Genomic DNA, 17,799 nt, shown 5'->3' on the forward strand with positions numbered 1-17,799 from the left:
CTGGCGGTTTCCTCGTATATTGTAACATCGCCAGCTATTGAATCCCAATCCATGCGGTCAGAGCTCATATTCCAAACCCCTTACTGGTTCATCATTTTCTGCGTGCTTGCTGGCCTGGCATATGCCTGGCTGCTGTATCAGCCGCAGCCGGCCTGGGGTAAGAGACTGAACTATGCGCTGGCGGCCGTGCGTGGATTGGTAGTGGCGCTGATTTGTTTCCTTTTGCTAAGCCCGCTGGTACGGCGTACACAAACGTCGGTAGATAAAGCCAAGATCGTTTTCGCAGTCGATAACTCCGAATCGGTTGGTAAATATGGTGAGGCTGCGATGGAGCAGGTCAGGGCGGCCGCGCGTGAGTTGAGCGAATCAGGCTTTGAAGTAAACGTTGAATCGCTGCGTGGCACGGAGAACAACGCGGATTCCATAACATTCAATCAGAATAGCACCAATCTGGCAGGACTGCTGCAAACGGTCCGTACCAACTTCGAAGGCAGAAACCTGACAGATGTCGTGTTGCTTTCGGACGGGATTGTGAACCAGGGCGTGTCGCCAGCCTATAACCGTTACCCGTTCAGGGTCAATGCACTGGCGGTCGGTGATTCGGTGCCAAAGCTGGATATCCGGGTGAAAGATGTGGTGAGCAACCGCATCGCATACCTGGGCAACGAGTTTCCGATCCGAGCGGAGGTTGCAGCGAACGGATTGCAGGGCAAAAGCACGACGGTCAGCTTGAAACAGAACGGCCGTGTGATCCAGAGCCAGCCCGTCGTGATCGATCGCGGGGAATATTTCAAAGCATTTGATTTCAAAACATCTTCTGCGCAGAAAGGTGTACAGCATTTCACGATAGAGCTGGGTGCCGTTTCCGGTGAAACTTCGGGCCGGAACAACCGGCAGGATGTTTATATCGACGTTATCGACGGTCGTCAGAAGATTCTGCTCATGGCCCTGGCGCCACATCCCGATATAAAAAGTATCCGGAGTGTGATCGAGGCAAACGATAATTATGAGCTCGATATTAATATTTTATCTATTGCCAATAACCCGCCCGCGAGTACAAAGCCTTACGACCTCGTGATACTGCACCAGATTCCGAACGTGCTTGGGCTGGGGAATGCACAGGTACGCAAGTTTCTGGACGCCAAAATGCCGCTGTTTTTTATCCTGGGAAATCAATCGGCAGTTCCGCTGGCGAGCTCGTTGAACCGGTCGCTGTTTATCAATGCGGCGGCGAACAATCAGGTGGATAAGGTGACGGCTCGCTTCAACCCTGCATTTTCGCAGTTGAACCTCGATGCCGAGAGCCTGAAATTGCTTGAACGGCTCCCCCCACTTTCCGTGCCTTTCGGAGAATACAACATTTCTTCGGGAACGGAAACAATCCTTTTTCAGAAGGTGGGGACGCTTAATACGAACAAGCCATTGCTGGTTTTGAATACCAATGGCGATCAGAAAACGGCGGTGCTGGCAGGAGAGGGGATCTGGCAATGGAGACAGGAAGAATTTGCCCAAACCAGCAAGCAGGAAGTCGTGGATAACCTGTTCCAGAAGCTGATCCAGGTGCTTTCGGTGAAGGAAGACCGCCGGAAGTTCCGGGTTTACCCGATCAGCAACGAATTTGAGGCCGGTGAGCAGGTTGCATTTCAGACCGAGGTTTATAACGATATTTATGAGCCGATTTTTGGTCAGGAAGTCAGATTGGAGCTGGTGGATGAAAAGGGTAAAAGCAAGCAATTTACCTACACACACACGAAAGAAACGCCTCGTTTTAACGTGAGCGGGCTAGCCGACGGGGTTTATCGCTACACAGCGTCCACGATCATGAAAGGCAAGGAGGAACGGGTTTCGGGACAGTTTGTGATCCGAAATGCCGATCTTGAACTGAGCAACACCACGGCGGATTTCGGAATGCTCCGCGATCTGGCCAGGCGGTCAGGTGGATCGTTTATGACGCCTGCGTCGCTTCAACAATTTATTCAAAAACTTAAAAATGACCGCCCGGCCGACAGGCTGGACAGTACCGAGGATATGGTCGAGCTGATCTATCTGAAATGGCTGTTCTTCCTGATCGTAGTATTGCTGGGAGCGGAATGGGGACTGAGAAAATACCATGGCGGTTATTAAGCTCCGGTCCCGGTATGATCGAATGCGTTTTACTCTTCATTGCTTACTGATTTGCCTCCTGGCGGGAACGATGTCTCCCGTGCGTGCGCAGGTGTCACCTGATACAGTCGTCCGGGACACACCTGTCCGGGACGCGTCCGTCCGCGATTCGGTGTTCGAGGTTAGGCCCAACTACAAATTGCTTCGCGGTATTTTTGCCGCTCAGTCGGCCATTTACCTGGGTACCATTTATGGATTGAGTAAATCGTGGTACAAAAATCCATTGACGAGGTTCACCATAGAAGACGACAGCCGCGAGTGGTTACAAATGGACAAAATGGGGCACCTTTACACATCCTACCAGATCGCCCGCCATACGGCCGCATTGTATAAAAAAACGGGCATTTCGAAGCGGCAGATGTTGGTTTATGGAGCCATTTCGGGCGTCATATTTCAAACGCCGATCGAAATACTCGACGGCTTCTCGCCCGACTACGGTTTTTCTCCCGGCGATATGATCGCGAACATTACGGGCTCGGTACTGTATCTTGGACAGGTGGCACTGTGGGATGAGGTTCGTATACAGCCCAAGTTTTCATTCCATTATACTTCACTGGCGCGCGTACGTCCGGAACTGCTCGGGAGCAGCTGGTCGGAGCGGTGGCTGAAAGATTACAACGGGCAGACGTACTGGTTATCAGCCAGTCCGAAGTCATTTTTCAAAGGTTCGGCCTGGCCGGCCTGGCTCTGCTTCTCGGTAGGTTACGGTATTCAAAATATGGTGTCTGCTGAGAGCAGCACGAGCATCGAAAAGGGTTATAAGCCGTACCGGCAATATTATTTGTCGCTGGATATAGACCTCACGAAGATCAAAACCCGGAGCAAGTTTGTTAAGACCCTGGGTTTTCTGGCCAATTCCCTGAAAATCCCTGCCCCTGCATTGCAGATCAGCAAAAAGGGAATTGATTTCAAGCCGTTTTATTTTTAAAAATATTGTTTGAACTGATGTTGGTTCAAATGAGCAGAAAGCAAAGTTTACTATGAATATTGGAGATAAAGTACGGCTGGTACATGGGAAGGAAGAGGGCGTTATTTACGCATTTTTGCCTGGTAACGTGGTCGAAGTCGAGATCGAGGACGGGTTTCGCATTCCTGTCCTGAGAAAAGAAATTGTGACGATTTCGCCTGTGGAATCACAAAGGATGGTCAAACCCGAAGAGGCGAAGACGGTGGCTGCCCGCGCGGATGTGATCGTTCCGCGCAATGCGCCATTTGCGGAAAAGGGCATTTACCTGGCATTTATTCCCGTGAACGACCGTGCGTTGACTGTTCATATGATTAATAATACCGATTGGATATTGCCTTTCACAACCGCAGCAGCTTTGGAATCGGTCAGTACCGGGCTGGTTGCCGGCGTGCTGCAACCGCGCACGACGCAAAAGCTGACCGAAGTGCAGATGAAGGATTTCGAGTCATGGCCCGTGTTCGATATTCATGTGCTGTATTTCCGCGAGGGTAATCACCAGTTGCCGACCGCATTGAACAAGCGAATTCGCTGTCGGGCCCAGTCGTTTTACAAAAACAAAGGCAAAGTGCCCGTGCTGGCGAAGGATGGCTTTGTGTATCAGCTGGATGAGGAAAGTCTGAAACGTGGGGCCCCCGGCATTTCGGATGACATGGCGGGCGAAATCAAAGCCAGTATGCTCGGACAGGCGGCAGCTCAGGAAAATAGTCTTCCCAGGCCGGAGCAGGTAGTCGATCTGCACATTGAAAAGCTGGTCGACAACCATAAGAGCCTATCGAATGACGCGATCCTGAAAACGCAGCTGGATGTTTTCGAGAGCAACCTGGAATCGGCTATTGCCAATGGAATGGACGAAATTACGTTTATACATGGCGCTGGCAGCGGTGTTTTGAAAAATGAGCTGCACCGCAGGCTGGGAAAGAACCAGCATGTACAATTTTTTAAAGATGCATTAAAAGAGAAATTCGGATACGGTGCAACCCTCGTCAAAATCAAGTAATGTATACGTCAGGCGCGGTTATTTTCTGATAATCGCTTTGGTAGCCGTTGTTCTTTGGAGTTGCGGTTCTAAAAAAACCTCCCCTAAGGCCCCTATGGAAGAATACAAATATTCGGATAAGGAGATCCAGAACGAGAAACATTTGTCGGTGCTGAATGTGCCGGTCGAGATTCCGGTTGCGGAAATCGAAAAGCAGATCAACAACCAGATCAAAGGGCTGATCTACGACGACAACAGTTATGAGGACGATAATAACGACAACCTGAAAGCGAAGGTCTGGAAGATCAGCCCGATTAAGGTGGTCGCGATCGATTCTTCGTTCCTTTTTGAGGTGCCGCTGAAAATCTGGGTTAGTGCGGGGTACAAGGTCAGTCCGTTGGGGATGACTATGTCGGGTTACAAAGACACCGAGTTTTCGATCCGGATCCGGCTGATCTCCAAAATAGGCATTACGCCGTCATGGCAGATTAAATCGGAAACCTACGTGGACAGCTATGACTGGCTCAGCGAGCCTAACATCCGCGTGGCGGGCATCAATATTCCGATCAAGGGAATGGTGAGCCGTATGCTGAACAAGAATTTCGATAAGATCACCGGGGCAATCGACGAGCAGGTGGCTTCAAACCTCGAACTTAAAAAGAATGCAGAGCTGGCCTGGAACATTGCGCGGCAGCCTGTTATGCTTGCGAAGGAATACGATACCTGGCTGGTGATCGTGCCTACGGGCGTGGAAATGACGCCGTTACTTGCGAAAAATAATATCCTCCGTTCGGTCATTGGTATCAAAGGCTACACGCAAACTGTTACGTCGGCAGTGAAACCAGCCGTGGCTCCGTTGCAGAAGCTGCCCGACTTGCGGATCGTTGACAAAGTGCAAGACGACTTCAAGATCGGCCTGATCAGCCTGGTGTCGTACGAGGACGCGGCGAAACTTGCTACCAAACAGTTTGCGGGAGAAAAATTCTCGTTTTTGAGCGGGAAATATAATGTAGAGGTTACTTCGGTTGAAATGTATGGACAGAACGATCGGCTGGTGATCAAGGCCGGGTTGAAAGGCAGCATTAGTGGTGATATTTATTTAAAGGGAATCCCTTACTATGATCCCGTTACACAGCAACTGTCGCTTAAAGGCCTTGATTACGACCTCGATACCAAAAATACGATCGTCCGTACGGCCGGCTGGCTCTTGCAGGGTCAGTTTAGCAGGATGATGGAAAAGCGGATGGTGTTTCCCGTTGGGGACCAGATTGCCGACGCAAAAAATACCATTCAGAAAGCGCTTGCTAACTATAAAGTCACCGAAGGTGTAGTTGTAAAGGGAATACTTTCCGATATTGTACCCGATAAGGTTTACCTCACTCCGAAACATCTTTATTCTGTTGTATTTGCGACTGGAAGAGTGAATTTGAAAGTCGACGGATTGAAAGGAATCTGATTAGAAATTTGTACAATTATCAGCGTAAGTGCCATAATTTTTTACTTTTTATGGTATATTGACTGCTGATCGAAAGAAAGTATTTCTTAGCTTTGTGGTCAGAGGAAAGGTCTAAGCTGTCCTGCCGCTGCGGTTTTTAGCCGGAGAGGAAAGTCCGGGCAGCACAGAGTGCCGTACTTCCTAACGGGAAGGCAACGTACTGGTGACGGTCCGTTGACAGCAAGTGCCACAGAGAAAATACCGCCCTGGCATATTTTTTGTATGCCTCGGTAAGGGTGAAAAGGTGGAGTAAGAGCCCACCGGTTGCCTGGTGACAGGGAATGCATGGTAAACCTTACGGGCTGAAAGATCAAATAGGTGTCGGTTAATGGGGCTACTCGTCCCTGTTCCTTCGGGACGTCGGCACGGGTAGATCGTTAGAGGTTCCGGGTGACCGGAATCCTGGATAAATGGCAGGAGCGGAGATCGGGCAACCGGTTGAAGTCACAGAACCCGGCTTACAGGCTTGGCTTTTTTTCTGATTTTTGAATTTATTTACAATGCTATATTTGAATTGAATCACATAACGCGTGTTTCCCATGAAGAAAAAGAATCTTTACGTTGCTTTACTTTGTTCTACCCTCCTGAGTTACAATACGCACGCTCAAAATCGTACGTATGAAGGACCAAACAAAATGAATACGTGGTCCATCACCGGTTACGGAGGTATTACAAAATTCTTCGGAGATTTGACCCAGTACAATGGCTTCAAGCGTGGAGACCGGGAAGAATTAACAGGTGCATGGGGGCTTTCATTGAACAAGCAGCTGACGCCGCTATTCGGTATCCAGCTGACAGGCTACAATGGCCGTCTTCAGGGAGCGAAAGACAATCACTACAGCTCGCTGACAGGTGATACTTACAGCGCCACTTTCAACAGCCCATCGTTTGTTCAGCTGACATTGGACGGAACACTTAACGTGAACCGTTTGCTGCTCGGTTACAACAAATTGCGCCGCTGGAAAGTAGATGCACATTTGGGAGGGGGTATTATCTACTATCATACCGATGTTGACTATACTAACATCACCAAAGGTATTACCGACAAATTCTCCACAAACACCGACGCCAGCTCGAAAACGGCTGGTAAATGGGAACGCAACGGGTCCACTTACACACGCGAATGGGTAGTTCCGGTAGGACTTTCAGTTCATTACGAGCTGAGCTCACGTTTCGACCTTGGCTTCGACTATACGCACAACTTTGTGAATACAGAAAAGCTGGATGCAACGGTTGGAGATATGAGCGACTATGTAACCCAGCAGGGAATCTGGACGTTTGCAAAAGGCGATTCTAGGAACGATGCTTACGGTATGCTCTCATTGGCGCTTACTTACAAACTTGGAAAGAATGCAGTAAGAGCAAAAGACGGTAAATACGATGCCGCTGCCGGTCGTTACCACCTGCGTTGGGCTAACCCACAACAGTTGATCCCGGTGCCTTACAACCCGACCATGAACGATGCGGATTCAATCGCGAAAGCTAATATGCCTAAGCCGGTTGACCCACGTCTTTACACTGACTCCGATGGTGACGGCGTAGCCGACCTTTTCGATAAAGAAGCGAACACTCCTGCGGGTAGCATTGTTTCAGGTGGTGGTGTAGCGTTGGATATCGACAAGATCATCCGCGACGCTATCAAAAACAACCTGCCGAAAGACGAATGCGAAGCCTTGTTCAGCAACATCGAGTTCGATACCGACAAGGCTATTATCCGCAATCCATCGAAAGAAACACTCAGCAAAGTGGTTGAGCTCCTGAACATGCGCACCAACTGCCGCATCGTACTCGTAGGTCACACGGATGCCCGTGCTTCCGACAGCTACAACGTGTCACTATCACGTCGCCGTGTGGATGCAGCGAAACGCTTCCTGGTTCGCGCCGGTCTTACAGATCCTAGCCGTATCATCACAGAATATTACGGTGAATATCGCCCGATCGCAGAAAACACAACTGTGGAAGGACTTCAATCCAACCGTCGCGTTGAGATCAAGATCCTGCCTAACAATACAATCCGCTCTACTTACCCGGCTGGTTTCCGCCGCTAGTAGTATTGAGATACAGTAAAAAGGGAGACGAGAAATTGTCTCCCTTTTTTGTTGCCCATATCTGAAAACAGGAAAGTTTTGCGTACCTTTGCACCCTGTTTAATTACGGGACGAGTTCCCAACCATAACAAATTCACAAATGGCAGTTAAAATCAGATTAGCGCGTCGGGGACGCAAAAAGAAAGCGATCTATGATATCGTAGTCGCAGATGCCAGAGCACCACGTGATGGTCGCTTCATCGAAAAATTGGGTATCTACAATCCAGGTACCAACCCTGCTTCCATCGTTTTGGAATCAGACAAAGCAGTTGACTGGCTTTTGAAAGGTGCTCAGCCAACTGACACAGCCCGTTCAATCCTGCAACATGAAGGTGTATTGCTTCGCAAGCACTTGCAAGTAGGTGTTTTGAAAGGCGCTATCACGCAAGAAGTTGCTGATTCACGTTTCGAAGAGTGGAAAGGTTCTAAAACTGACCGCAAAGCTACTGCTGCCGATACTTTGGCACAGCAGAAAGACGCTGACAAAAAAGCGAAACTGGACGCTGAACGTAAAGTTAACGACGCTCGTGCTGAGGCGATCGCGAAGAAAAATGCTCCTCCTGTGGAAGAAGCACCAGCTGCCGAAGAAGTGGTTGAAGAAACTGCTACCGACGAAACTGTTGCGGACGCTACGGATGCAGCAGCAGAAGCTCCGGAAGCCGCAGCTCCGGGAGCCGCAGCTCCTGCGGAAGAGTCGGCAGAATAATTTCAATGTTACATACATGCATTATGGGTCTGTCGGTATTCCGCACAGACTCATATTGTTTTATACAGAACCAAAATATTAATTCCCGCAAATGACACAGGACAACTGTTATTTATTGGGCTATATCGTGCGGACCCACGGCACCGCCGGCAATGTGGTGATTTACCTGGATGTGGATTACCCGGACGATTATGAAGACCTGGAAACGGTTTATGTCGAGATCAAAGGCGAGCTCGTACCTTATTTCATCGACGATATTAATTTGCAGAAGCAAAGCAACGCGATCGTCACTTTCGAGGATGTCGACACGATTGTAAAAGCGCAGGCGTTGGTAGGAAGCTCGCTTTATTTGCCTCTGGAGGAACTGAACGAACTTGGCGATGACGAGTTTTATTACCACGAGATCAAAGGTTTCAGGGTAGTGGACGAAACGAAAGGGGAGCTCGGTATTGTGCGCGAAGTGTATTCCTTGAATGGCCAGGACCTGATTGCGATGGATTACGAAGGCTCCGAAGTGTTGATCCCGACTGCCAACGACATTGTGATCAAAGCAGATAAGACAGCTAAAACGCTGCTGGTAAACCTGCCGGAAGGCCTATTGGAAGTTTATCTCGATAATTCATCAGAAAGCATTCCCGATGATGCGGATTGATATTTTGACCTGTGTCCCTAACCTGCTCGATAGCTTTTTTGCGCATTCGATACTGAAACGGGCGCAGCAGGCAAACCACGTAGAGGTCATTATCCATGACATTCGCGATTATTCGACCAATAAGCACCGAACGATCGACGATTACGCATTCGGTGGCGGGGCAGGGATGGTGTTGCAGATCGAGCCGATCGCGCGCTGTATCCGTGCGTTGCAAAGCGAGCGGGAATACGACGAAATCATTTACCTCACGCCGGATGGCGAGCAAATGCAGCAGCGAATGGTGAATCAGCTTTCGCTAAAGGGCAATCTCATGATGCTCTGCGGGCATTACAAGGGTGTGGATCAGCGCGTCCGCGATTTGTTTGTAACAAAAGAAATCAGCATTGGCGACTATGTGCTCTCGGGTGGAGAGTTGGCGGCTGCCGTGCTTTCGGACGCTATTATCCGCCTTATCCCAGGTGTGCTGAACGATGAAACTTCTGCATTAACGGACTCATTTCAGGACAATCTCCTGGCACCGCCGGTATATTCCCGCCCGGCCGATTTTGAAGGCCATAAAGTACCGGAAATCCTAATGTCGGGGCACGAAGCGAATATCGACGAATGGCGCTACGAGCAGTCGCTCAAAAGAACCAAAGAAAGAAGGCCGGACCTGTTGCAATGACAACGGGCCGGCCTTTATATCATACCTGAAATGCTTAAAAATCCAGGTTACAGTTGATCCATTCGTTATCGAAATTGGTACCATATTTGCGGTAAAAATTCACGGCTGACGTATTCCAGTCGAGCACCTGCCACATCATTCCCGTACAACCCACATTTTTCGCAGCGACGACCGTTGCGTCAAAAAGGATCTTGCCGATCCCGTTACCGCGCATCGATTCCGTCACGATAATATCCTCCATATAAAGCCGCTTTCCCTTCCAGGTAGAATAGCGGTAGTAGTATAAACAAAGCCCGATGATCTTCGAATCCACTTCGGCGACGAAAAAGTCATAAAGCTTGTCGTGGTAATCACGGGTCATTTTATCGACATTATTGGTCACCTGGTTCAATGCTCTTTCGTAGATCGCAAGCTCTTTCACCAATTCAAAAATTGCGGGTATATCCTCCGCTGTCCCCTGCCTGGTCGAGATATTCATGATAAGCGTTTTATTGATTACAAAGGTTAAGAATCGAGAATATACTATTTCCTACTGAGAGTTCACATAGTTTTCCCACTTTTCGAGGATAGCCTGGAAGTTTTCGGGCAGATCGGTGTCGAATTGGATCCATTGGCGGGTTGTGGGGTGGATAAAACCAAGGGATTTAGCATGCAACGCCTGGCCGGGAATGAGACCGAACCCGTTTTCGACCATTGCCTTGTAACTGCCGCTCGAACTGCCGCGGAGGATTTTGTCGCCTCCGTACATCGTGTCATTGAAAATCGGGTGGCCGATATGCTTCATGTGCGCCCGTATCTGGTGCGTGCGACCGGTTTCAAGGTTGCATTTGATGAGCGAAACATATCGAAACCGTTTGATCACTTCGTAATGCGTCACGGCGCGCTTGCCCTGGCTCCCGTCCACGAATACGTCCATCACACGCCTGTCGCGCACGCTACGTCCGACGTGGCCTGTAATGGTGCCTTTTTCGACTTTGGGTTCCCCCCAAATCAATGCATGATAAGTTCGTTCGATAGAGTGATCGGCGAATTGGCTTGCCAGGAAAGTCATTGCAAATTCAGTTTTCGCGATGACAAGCAGGCCCGAGGTGTCCTTATCGATCCGGTGAACGAGTCCCGGGCGGCCTTCACCGTTCCGGCCGGTGGGAAGCTGCTGGAAATGGTACACCAAGCCATTGATCAATGTTCCGGTCCAGTTGCCGTAGGCCGGATGTACTACCATCCCCGCCGGTTTATTGATGATCATCAGCACATCGTCCTCGTACACGATATTCAGCGGAATATTTTCAGGCACAATCTCGGTGTCGCGCGGTGGCTCCGGGAGCGAAAGCGTGATAACGTCAAATGGCTTGACCTTGTAACTGGCCTTCGTCGGCTGGCCGTTTACCTTTACCGCCTCAGCTTCAATGCCGTTTTGTATTTTTGTCCTGGAAGCGTTGGCTACGTGAAGATTCAGGAATTTATCGAGCCGCATCAGGCTTTGGCCTTTGTCGGCGACAATGCGGTAATGTTCAAATAAATCATCCTCTTCCGAGGCAATTTCAACGGTATCTTCGGACATTATTTTTAGAGTTACTATCAACAAAATTATCAAAATAAGTGGATTTACTAAGGCCGTCGATACCTACGCCCCTGCAACAGCTTTCAAATGCGGTCATTGAGCGCGCAGGTGTTCAGTTGTATATCAAACGCGATGACTTAATCCACCCGACCGTTTCTGGTAACAAATGGCGGAAACTGAAATACGATTTACTCGAAGCAAAGACCAACGGTGAAAAGGCGGTACTAACCTTTGGCGGGGCCTATTCCAACCATTTGTATGCAACAGCCGCAGCCGGAAAAGCCCTGGGCCTGAAAACGATAGGCATTGTCAGAGGCCTGGAACTGGAAACCAGGAAAAATGCGACCCTGCAATTCTGTCGTGAGCAGGAAATGACGCTTCATTTCGTAACCAGGGAAGAGTACCGGCTGCGTTATTCGGAAGATTATCTCAAACGGGTTTCTGAGCAATTTGGAAATCCGTATTTGATTCCCGAGGGAGGTACCACCAGGCTTGCACTGAAAGGCGTGGCCGAAATGGTGGATGAAGTTCGGAATCAGTTGGACATGACACCGGACTTCTTCGCCACCGCCGCTGGGACTGGCGGTACCGCGGCAGGGATTCTTTCCACCGGAGCGGATGTGTTGGCCTTTTCCGCATTAAAAGGCGGCGATTTCCTTGCTGGCGACATTCGTCAGCTTCTGAATGAGTGCCAACAGCCTGGAAGCCTGACCTTGCTAACAGACTACCATTTCGGCGGTTATGCCAAATGGAACAATGAGTTGCTGGCATTCATACAGAATTTTCAGGCCGAATTTGATATCCCGTTGGAGCAGGTGTACACCGCCAAGATGTTTTACGGCCTTTTTGACCTCATTAAAAAAGGCTATTTCAAAGCAGGAACAACGATAGTCGCCGTGCACACCGGTGGGTTACAGGGCTTGATCAAGATGTAGTGACCTCGATTTCTTCCTCGCTGTTAGCGGGTTTGTTCGCCATAAACTCCTTGATAAGCTCCCTGTCGCCGGCGATCCAGAGCACGTCCTGGTTTTCAATCACCATCGAAGAGTCCGGGTTCAGAATGCGCTCGCCGTTCCTTTCCAGGCCGACGATCATGCCGTGCGTCATTTCCCGGATCTGACTGTCCCGGATCGTTTTGCCACGGATATTGTGCTGCGTCCTCACCTCTACGCGTTCGAGTACGATGCTGTCCTCATGGGCCATATACACGTCGCCATTCGTACTCACTTCGATATGGCTTCTGAACACATCCAGCTGATCGTCCGTGCCGATTACCTCGATGCGGTCGCAGGGATACAGCACTTCTGTGGGACGTGGCAAATGGATCGTCTTACTACCGCGCTCGATGAGTACGACATTGATACCAAAAGCTTCCCGAATTTTGAGCTCCTGCAAGCTCTTTCCGATCATATTGGAATCGGCGCTCACTTCGAGGAATGCAAAATGCGCATCCCAGGGTAGTAAAATCTTTTTGGATTTACCACTTCCTTCCAGTTGGCGTGCATTGAGGTTTTGCAGGAACCGGTCTTCGATTTTGTGATAAAACTGTTGAAGCCTTTGGTAAAAAACCGCGAAGCCCAGTACCATAATGCCGCCCGCTACGATGAATGCGGTTTGGGTCGAGAAGAAAGAATTGAGCAGGAAGGCCATCAGCAGGATCGCGATGACGACCCGCGAAAGTTCAAGCAGCAGCAATGGCCCGCGGCTGTATTTGCGACTCAGCCAAAGGGCCGAATAGGCCTTCCGGTTGCCCCGTTTAAATACCAGCGCCCACAGGAACGGGGATATCAACAGGAAGGTAATCGCAAAAAGTGCCGAATTGGTGATAAATGTTTCGGGTACGCGTGTGTGAAGTTGCTCAGCCAGCTGGCGGGACGAGGCAAGTATAATCCCGACTACTACCACCGAGTTCAAAATCACCGTTTGAGCGTAGGATTTGAGGATTTGGTTCCATTGCGTGGTGTGCACGATGGTTTCAGTACTGGTGCTGTACCGGTTCAGGTATAGCCGCCATTTTTCAGGAAGACGCTTATCAAGCCATTCGTAAAGGGGCTCGGAAGCCTTCATCATGTAAGGTGTGGCAAATGTCGTGATAACTGAAACTCCGACTGCGACCGGGTATAGGAACCCGCTGGTAACTTTCAGGGAAAGGCCCAGGTTGGCAATAATGAAGGAGAATTCGCCGATTTGCGACAAACTCATGCCCGATTGCAGTGACTTTTTCAGCGGTTGGCCGGAAATAACCGCACCCAGCGTGACAAATGTGGTTTTGCCCACTATAACGACCAGCACCAGTATTGCCGTCGGAGCTGCATAGTCGAGCAGGAGCCCGGGGTTAATCAACATACCTACCGAGATGAAGAAGACCGCCCCGAAAAGGTCCTTGACCGGTTTGAGTAAATGCTCGATTTTCTCTGCGTGCGTGGTTTCGGCAAGAATGGAGCCCATGATAAATGCGCCCAATGCGGCGGAAAAACCTGCTTGTGTTACCAGAAATACCATTCCAAAGCATAATGCAACGGAGGTGATCAATACACTTTCGTCGTTCATCAGGTGCCGGTAACGCCGCAGCAGGGTAGGGAACACGAAAATGCCGCCGAGGAACCAGATTGTGAGGAAGAAGAAAAGCTTTAAGCTCGATTGTATCAATTCAAATCCCGCAAACTGCTGGCTGAGCGAGAGCGTCGAAAGCAAGACCATCAGCAAAACGGCGGTAAGGTCCTCGATGACCAGAATCCCCATTACGACACGGGTGAATTTTTGTGTTTTCAGGCCAAGCTCATCAAATGCACGGAAAATAATGGTTGTGGATGAAATAGCGATAATACCGCCTAAGAAGAGGCTGTCTGTCTTGCTCCAACCGAGTAGCTGGCCCGTCAGGAAACCGGTTCCTAACATCATAAAGACCTCAAACAGCCCGGTAATAGCAGCCGTGTTACCGACCTTGACCAGTTTTTTGAAACTAAATTCCAAACCCAGATTGAACAGCAGGAATATCACGCCGATTTCCGCCCAGATTTCAATGGTTTTGATGTCGGTAATGGTGGGAAACAAATGGAAATTAGGACCTACAAGCAATCCGGCCAAAATGTAACCCAACACAATGGGCTGCTTCAATTTCTTGAAGATGAGGGTAATGATACCCGCCATTGTGAGTATTAAAGAAAGGTCGATGATTAGCTGTGGAACGTGAGTCATGAAGGGTGGCGTTGATGGAACAAAATTTACCTGGATCAATAAAATACAAAAAGCCTTCGACGAATCAAAGGCTTTCTGCGTTTTATCTTATCGGAAATTCTAACCCACGCTTCCTTCCAGACTGATTTCCAGTAGCTTTTGCGCTTCAACGGCAAATTCCATCGGAAGTTGGTTTAATACTTCTTTAGCATAACCATTCACGATCAACGCTACTGCTTGTTCGGTAGGAATACCGCGCTGGTTGCAATAGAAAAGAATGTCCTCACCGATTTTTGAAGTAGTCGCTTCGTGCTCTACGGTCGCTGACGGGTTGTTCACTTCGATGTAAGGGAAAGTATGCGCGCCGCATTTGTCGCCCAGCAACAGAGAGTCGCATTGCGAGAAGTTACGGGCTTTTTCCGCCTTTTTGAATACCTGAACCAATCCGCGGTAGGAATTCTGACTTTTTCCGGCCGAGATGCCTTTCGACACGATCCGGCTTTTAGTGTTTTTGCCGATATGGATCATTTTCGTTCCGGTATCCGCCTGCTGCATGTTATTGGTAACAGCCACGGAATAGAACTCACCGATCGAGTTGTCGCCTTTCAGGATTACTGAAGGGTATTTCCAGGTAATCGCCGAACCGGTTTCAACCTGTGTCCAGGAGATTTTGGAATTGGGTCCGTCGCAAAGACCGCGTTTTGTTACAAAGTTATAAATACCTCCTTTTCCGTCCTTATCGCCTGGGTACCAATTCTGTACGGTGGAGTATTTTACATTCGCATTGTCGTGGGCGAAGATTTCAACTACCGCTGCGTGCAGCTGGTTTTCATCACGCATCGGGGCTGTACAGCCTTCGAGGTAGCTAACATGGCTGTCTACGTCACCGATGATCAGCGTTCTTTCGAACTGGCCTGTCCCCGCCGCATTGATACGGAAATATGTCGAAAGCTCCATCGGGCAACGAACGCCTTTCGGGATGTATACAAAAGATCCGTCTGAGAAAACCGCTGAGTTCAATGCAGCATAGTAGTTATCCTTCGGCGGAACTACCGATCCCAGGTATTTTTTAACGAGCTCGGGATGCTCACGAATCGCCTCGCTGATCGAGCAGAAAATGATGCCCTTTTCCCGAAGTGTATCCTTGAAAGTAGTGAAAACCGATTCAGAGTCCATTACCGCGTCGACCGCGATGCCGGAAATCCTTTTCTGCTCATTCAAAGAAATCCCCAGCCTTTCGAAAGTATTACGCAATTCGGGATCGATATCATCTATGCTTTCTATCGCCTTCTTCTTCTTTGGGGCGGAGTAATATTTGATAGACTGGAATTCGATGGGCGGATAATGCACGTTCGGCCATTTAGGCTCTTCCATGGTCAACCACAAGTGGTACGCTTTCAGGCGCCATTGCAGCATCCATTCCGGTTCATTCTTTTTGGCAGAGATAAACCTGACGATATCATCATTAAGGCCCGCGGGAGCTTCATCTGCTTCAATATCAGTCACAAAGCCGTATTTGTATTCCGAACTGGTGATTTCCTCCAACAATTCTTCTTCTTTGCTCATAGTCGTAATAATGTCACACTCTGGTTGGTATTATGCTAACACAGAGAAGTGGGATTGAGTTTAATCAGAGGGTCAAAAATACGGAAAATTGTGGAGATTAGGTAGCTGGCGGTGGAAATAGGTTTTCTACCGATCAAAACAAAAGAGACCCACCGGGAATGTGGCCTGGCAGGTCTCTCTGGTAATCTGAATGGCGAAAAGCCTTATAAATAGGCTTGGGACGACAGGTAATTCTTTACATAGTCGTCAATGCCCTCTTCCAGGCTGCTGAACGGACGGGTATATCCGATGGAGCGCAACTTGCTCATATTGGCCTGCGTGAAATATTGGTATTTGTCGCGAATGTCTGCCGGGGTATCTATAAACGAGATGTCCGGTGTTTTGCCCATCGCCAGGAAAGTATTCGTTACCAGGTCCTTGAATGTCCTTGCGCGACCGCTACCCAGGTTATAGATTCCCGAATTTTTTCGGTGGTGCATGAAGAATATGCAGACATCGATCAGGTCTTTTACATAAATGAAGTCGCGCATTTGTTCACCATCCTTGAAATCCGGGTTATGAGAGCGGAAAAGCTTCATTTTATCCGTTGCCTTGATCTGATTATAAGCATGGAAAATCACCGATGCCATTCGGCCTTTATGGTATTCGTTGGGTCCGTAAACATTGAAGAATTTGAGACCAGCCCAGAAAAACGGTTTTTTCTCCTGTACCAATGCCCATTTATCGAACTCGTTTTTGGAGTCGCCGTATGGATTTAGCGGTTTCAGTTGTCCGATCGTCGACTCATTATCGTCGTACCCGTGCTCACCCAATCCGTATGTGGCCGCAGACGACGCGTATACGAGCGGGATCTGATATGCTACGCATTTCTCCCAAATGCCTTTGGAATAATTTACATTCAGTTCATCAAAAATTTCCTTGTCGAATTCTGTGGTGTCGGTTCGTGCGCCGATGTGGAAAATAAATTCGACGTCGCGGTGGTTGGCATCCAGCCATTCGAAAAGTGCATTCCTTTCTACTTTTTCCTTGATAATCTTTCCTTCGAGGTTTTCAGCCTTCTCGATTTTGGAAAAATCATCCACTGCAATAATGTTTTTGAAGCCGTCTTGATTGAGGCGGCTGATAAGCCCGCTGCCAATAAAGCCGGCTGCTCCTGTTACGATAATCATCGAGATTATTTGTTTAACGGTAAAAAGAATGCCAGATAAGAGCAGCGGAGCGCGCCGATCTACTCTTAAATTTTAAGTGTGAAATAGGATTTTTTTTAGTTATCCTCTTGTTAACAAACAAAACTACGGATACAAGGTGTAATTTTGCACCAGAATTATCAAGTGGCAGGAAGTTTTATGATTTACGTAACAAGAAAAGAGCATTTCAATGCGGCACACCGACTCTACAATCCGGCGTGGACTGACGAGAAAAACCAGGAAGTGTTTGGCCCCTGTGCCAACAACAACTGGCATGGACATAATTTTGAGCTGATTGTTACAGTAAAAGGCAAGCCCGATCCGGATACGGGGTTCGTGATCGACCTGAAAGTGCTGGGTGACGTTATGAAAGAGCAGGTCGTCGACAAGGTGGATCATAAAAACCTGAACCTCGACGTCGACTTTATGCAGGGGAAAATGGCGTCCTGCGAAATATTCGTCATGGAAATCTGGAATATCCTCGAACCGGCTATCGCGCAGGCGGCGCCCGGTGCGAAACTGCACTATATCAAGCTGATTGAGACGCCTAAGAACTTTGTAGAGTATTATGGTGAGTAAACCAATCGCCGACCGTCGG

Annotated in this window: 15 protein-coding genes and 1 other RNA gene; 11 read left to right on the plus strand and 5 right to left on the minus strand. The window is 49.0% G+C overall.

Annotated elements, in window-relative coordinates:
- Positions 1-51 precede the first annotated feature (51 nt).
- The 9 genes from AAHB90_RS02535 (at position 52) to trmD (ending at position 9,710) form a co-directional block, all read left to right on the plus strand.
- On the plus strand, positions 52-2,124 hold the full coding sequence (locus AAHB90_RS02535; RefSeq protein WP_342083331.1) for a VWA domain-containing protein: 2,073 nt from the start codon (positions 52-54) through the stop codon (positions 2,122-2,124).
- A 22-nt stretch (positions 2,125-2,146) separates the two neighbouring features.
- Positions 2,147-3,091, plus strand: a complete 945-nt coding sequence (locus AAHB90_RS02540) for a DUF2279 domain-containing protein (protein WP_342083332.1) — start codon at positions 2,147-2,149, stop codon at positions 3,089-3,091.
- 52 nt (positions 3,092-3,143) lie between these two features.
- The gene (locus AAHB90_RS02545) at positions 3,144-4,127 is read left to right on the plus strand and encodes a Smr/MutS family protein (protein ID WP_342083333.1); all 984 of its coding nucleotides are present in this window, start codon (positions 3,144-3,146) and stop codon (positions 4,125-4,127) included.
- A 94-nt stretch (positions 4,128-4,221) separates the two neighbouring features.
- Positions 4,222-5,562, plus strand: a complete 1,341-nt coding sequence (locus AAHB90_RS02550; protein ID WP_342083334.1) for a DUF4403 family protein — start codon at positions 4,222-4,224, stop codon at positions 5,560-5,562.
- Between the two features lie 108 nt (positions 5,563-5,670).
- Positions 5,671-6,078, plus strand: an RNA gene (gene rnpB, locus AAHB90_RS02555) — RNase P RNA component class A.
- Between the two features lie 158 nt (positions 6,079-6,236).
- The gene (locus AAHB90_RS02560) at positions 6,237-7,649 is read left to right on the plus strand and encodes an OmpA family protein (RefSeq protein ID WP_342083335.1); all 1,413 of its coding nucleotides are present in this window, start codon (positions 6,237-6,239) and stop codon (positions 7,647-7,649) included.
- 139 nt (positions 7,650-7,788) lie between these two features.
- The gene (locus AAHB90_RS02565) at positions 7,789-8,394 is read left to right on the plus strand and encodes a 30S ribosomal protein S16 (RefSeq protein ID WP_342083336.1); all 606 of its coding nucleotides are present in this window, start codon (positions 7,789-7,791) and stop codon (positions 8,392-8,394) included.
- A 91-nt stretch (positions 8,395-8,485) separates the two neighbouring features.
- Entirely contained in the window at positions 8,486-9,046 is a 561-nt protein-coding gene (rimM, locus tag AAHB90_RS02570; protein ID WP_342083337.1) for a ribosome maturation factor RimM, read from the plus strand.
- The gene (gene trmD, locus AAHB90_RS02575) at positions 9,036-9,710 is read left to right on the plus strand and encodes a tRNA (guanosine(37)-N1)-methyltransferase TrmD (protein WP_342083976.1); all 675 of its coding nucleotides are present in this window, start codon (positions 9,036-9,038) and stop codon (positions 9,708-9,710) included. Before rimM ends, trmD begins: the two co-directional genes overlap by 11 nt.
- Positions 9,711-9,744: 34 nt before the next feature.
- Here the strand turns inward: trmD and AAHB90_RS02580 are convergent, their stop codons facing one another.
- Both AAHB90_RS02580 and AAHB90_RS02585 read right to left on the minus strand, forming a co-directional pair.
- Positions 9,745-10,188 (minus strand): GNAT family N-acetyltransferase, encoded by a 444-nt coding sequence (locus AAHB90_RS02580; protein ID WP_342083338.1) that lies wholly within the window; start codon positions 10,186-10,188, stop codon positions 9,745-9,747.
- 51 nt (positions 10,189-10,239) lie between these two features.
- Positions 10,240-11,271 (minus strand): RluA family pseudouridine synthase, encoded by a 1,032-nt coding sequence (locus tag AAHB90_RS02585; protein ID WP_342083339.1) that lies wholly within the window; start codon positions 11,269-11,271, stop codon positions 10,240-10,242.
- Positions 11,272-11,309: 38 nt separating this feature from the next.
- Here AAHB90_RS02585 and AAHB90_RS02590 point away from each other — a divergent pair, with 38 nt between their 5' ends.
- Positions 11,310-12,206, plus strand: a complete 897-nt coding sequence (locus AAHB90_RS02590; RefSeq protein WP_342083340.1) for a 1-aminocyclopropane-1-carboxylate deaminase/D-cysteine desulfhydrase — start codon at positions 11,310-11,312, stop codon at positions 12,204-12,206.
- On the opposite strand, the gene AAHB90_RS02595 is transcribed toward AAHB90_RS02590, so the two are convergent.
- The 3 genes from AAHB90_RS02595 to rfaD form a co-directional block, all read right to left on the minus strand.
- Positions 12,196-14,469: a cation:proton antiporter domain-containing protein gene (locus AAHB90_RS02595; RefSeq protein WP_342083341.1), complete on the minus strand. Its 2,274-nt coding sequence runs from the start codon at positions 14,467-14,469 to the stop codon at positions 12,196-12,198. The two genes, AAHB90_RS02590 and AAHB90_RS02595, sit on opposite strands and share 11 nt — an antisense overlap.
- A gap of 99 nt (positions 14,470-14,568) precedes the next feature.
- Positions 14,569-16,014, minus strand: coding sequence for a Fe-S cluster assembly protein SufB (sufB, locus tag AAHB90_RS02600; RefSeq protein ID WP_342083342.1), 1,446 nt, complete (start codon positions 16,012-16,014; stop codon positions 14,569-14,571).
- Between the two features lie 203 nt (positions 16,015-16,217).
- Positions 16,218-17,183: an ADP-glyceromanno-heptose 6-epimerase gene (rfaD, locus tag AAHB90_RS02605; RefSeq protein WP_342083343.1), complete on the minus strand. Its 966-nt coding sequence runs from the start codon at positions 17,181-17,183 to the stop codon at positions 16,218-16,220.
- A 177-nt stretch (positions 17,184-17,360) separates the two neighbouring features.
- Here rfaD and AAHB90_RS02610 point away from each other — a divergent pair, with 177 nt between their 5' ends.
- The gene (locus AAHB90_RS02610; RefSeq protein WP_342083344.1) at positions 17,361-17,780 is read left to right on the plus strand and encodes a 6-pyruvoyl trahydropterin synthase family protein; all 420 of its coding nucleotides are present in this window, start codon (positions 17,361-17,363) and stop codon (positions 17,778-17,780) included.
- Positions 17,781-17,799: the final 19 nt, after the last annotated feature.

It is taken from the genome of Dyadobacter sp. OTU695 (genome assembly GCF_038440355.1).
Classification (GTDB): Bacteria; Bacteroidota; Bacteroidia; order Cytophagales; family Spirosomataceae; genus Dyadobacter.

Coding starts and splice junctions, on each gene's coding strand:
- AAHB90_RS02535 (WP_342083331.1), top strand. CDS start 52: ATGCGGTCAGAGCTCATATTCCAAACCCCTTACTGGTTCATCATTTTC.
- AAHB90_RS02540 (WP_342083332.1), top strand. CDS start 2,147: ATGCGTTTTACTCTTCATTGCTTACTGATTTGCCTCCTGGCGGGAACG.
- AAHB90_RS02545 (WP_342083333.1), top strand. CDS start 3,144: ATGAATATTGGAGATAAAGTACGGCTGGTACATGGGAAGGAAGAGGGC.
- AAHB90_RS02550 (WP_342083334.1), top strand. CDS start 4,222: ATGGAAGAATACAAATATTCGGATAAGGAGATCCAGAACGAGAAACAT.
- AAHB90_RS02560 (WP_342083335.1), top strand. CDS start 6,237: ATGAATACGTGGTCCATCACCGGTTACGGAGGTATTACAAAATTCTTC.
- AAHB90_RS02565 (WP_342083336.1), top strand. CDS start 7,789: ATGGCAGTTAAAATCAGATTAGCGCGTCGGGGACGCAAAAAGAAAGCG.
- rimM (WP_342083337.1), top strand. CDS start 8,486: ATGACACAGGACAACTGTTATTTATTGGGCTATATCGTGCGGACCCAC.
- trmD (WP_342083976.1), top strand. CDS start 9,036: ATGCGGATTGATATTTTGACCTGTGTCCCTAACCTGCTCGATAGCTTT.
- AAHB90_RS02580 (WP_342083338.1), bottom strand. CDS start 10,188: ATGAATATCTCGACCAGGCAGGGGACAGCGGAGGATATACCCGCAATT.
- AAHB90_RS02585 (WP_342083339.1), bottom strand. CDS start 11,271: ATGTCCGAAGATACCGTTGAAATTGCCTCGGAAGAGGATGATTTATTT.
- AAHB90_RS02595 (WP_342083341.1), bottom strand. CDS start 14,469: ATGACTCACGTTCCACAGCTAATCATCGACCTTTCTTTAATACTCACA.
- sufB (WP_342083342.1), bottom strand. CDS start 16,014: ATGAGCAAAGAAGAAGAATTGTTGGAGGAAATCACCAGTTCGGAATAC.
- rfaD (WP_342083343.1), bottom strand. CDS start 17,183: ATGATTATCGTAACAGGAGCAGCCGGCTTTATTGGCAGCGGGCTTATC.
- AAHB90_RS02610 (WP_342083344.1), top strand. CDS start 17,361: ATGATTTACGTAACAAGAAAAGAGCATTTCAATGCGGCACACCGACTC.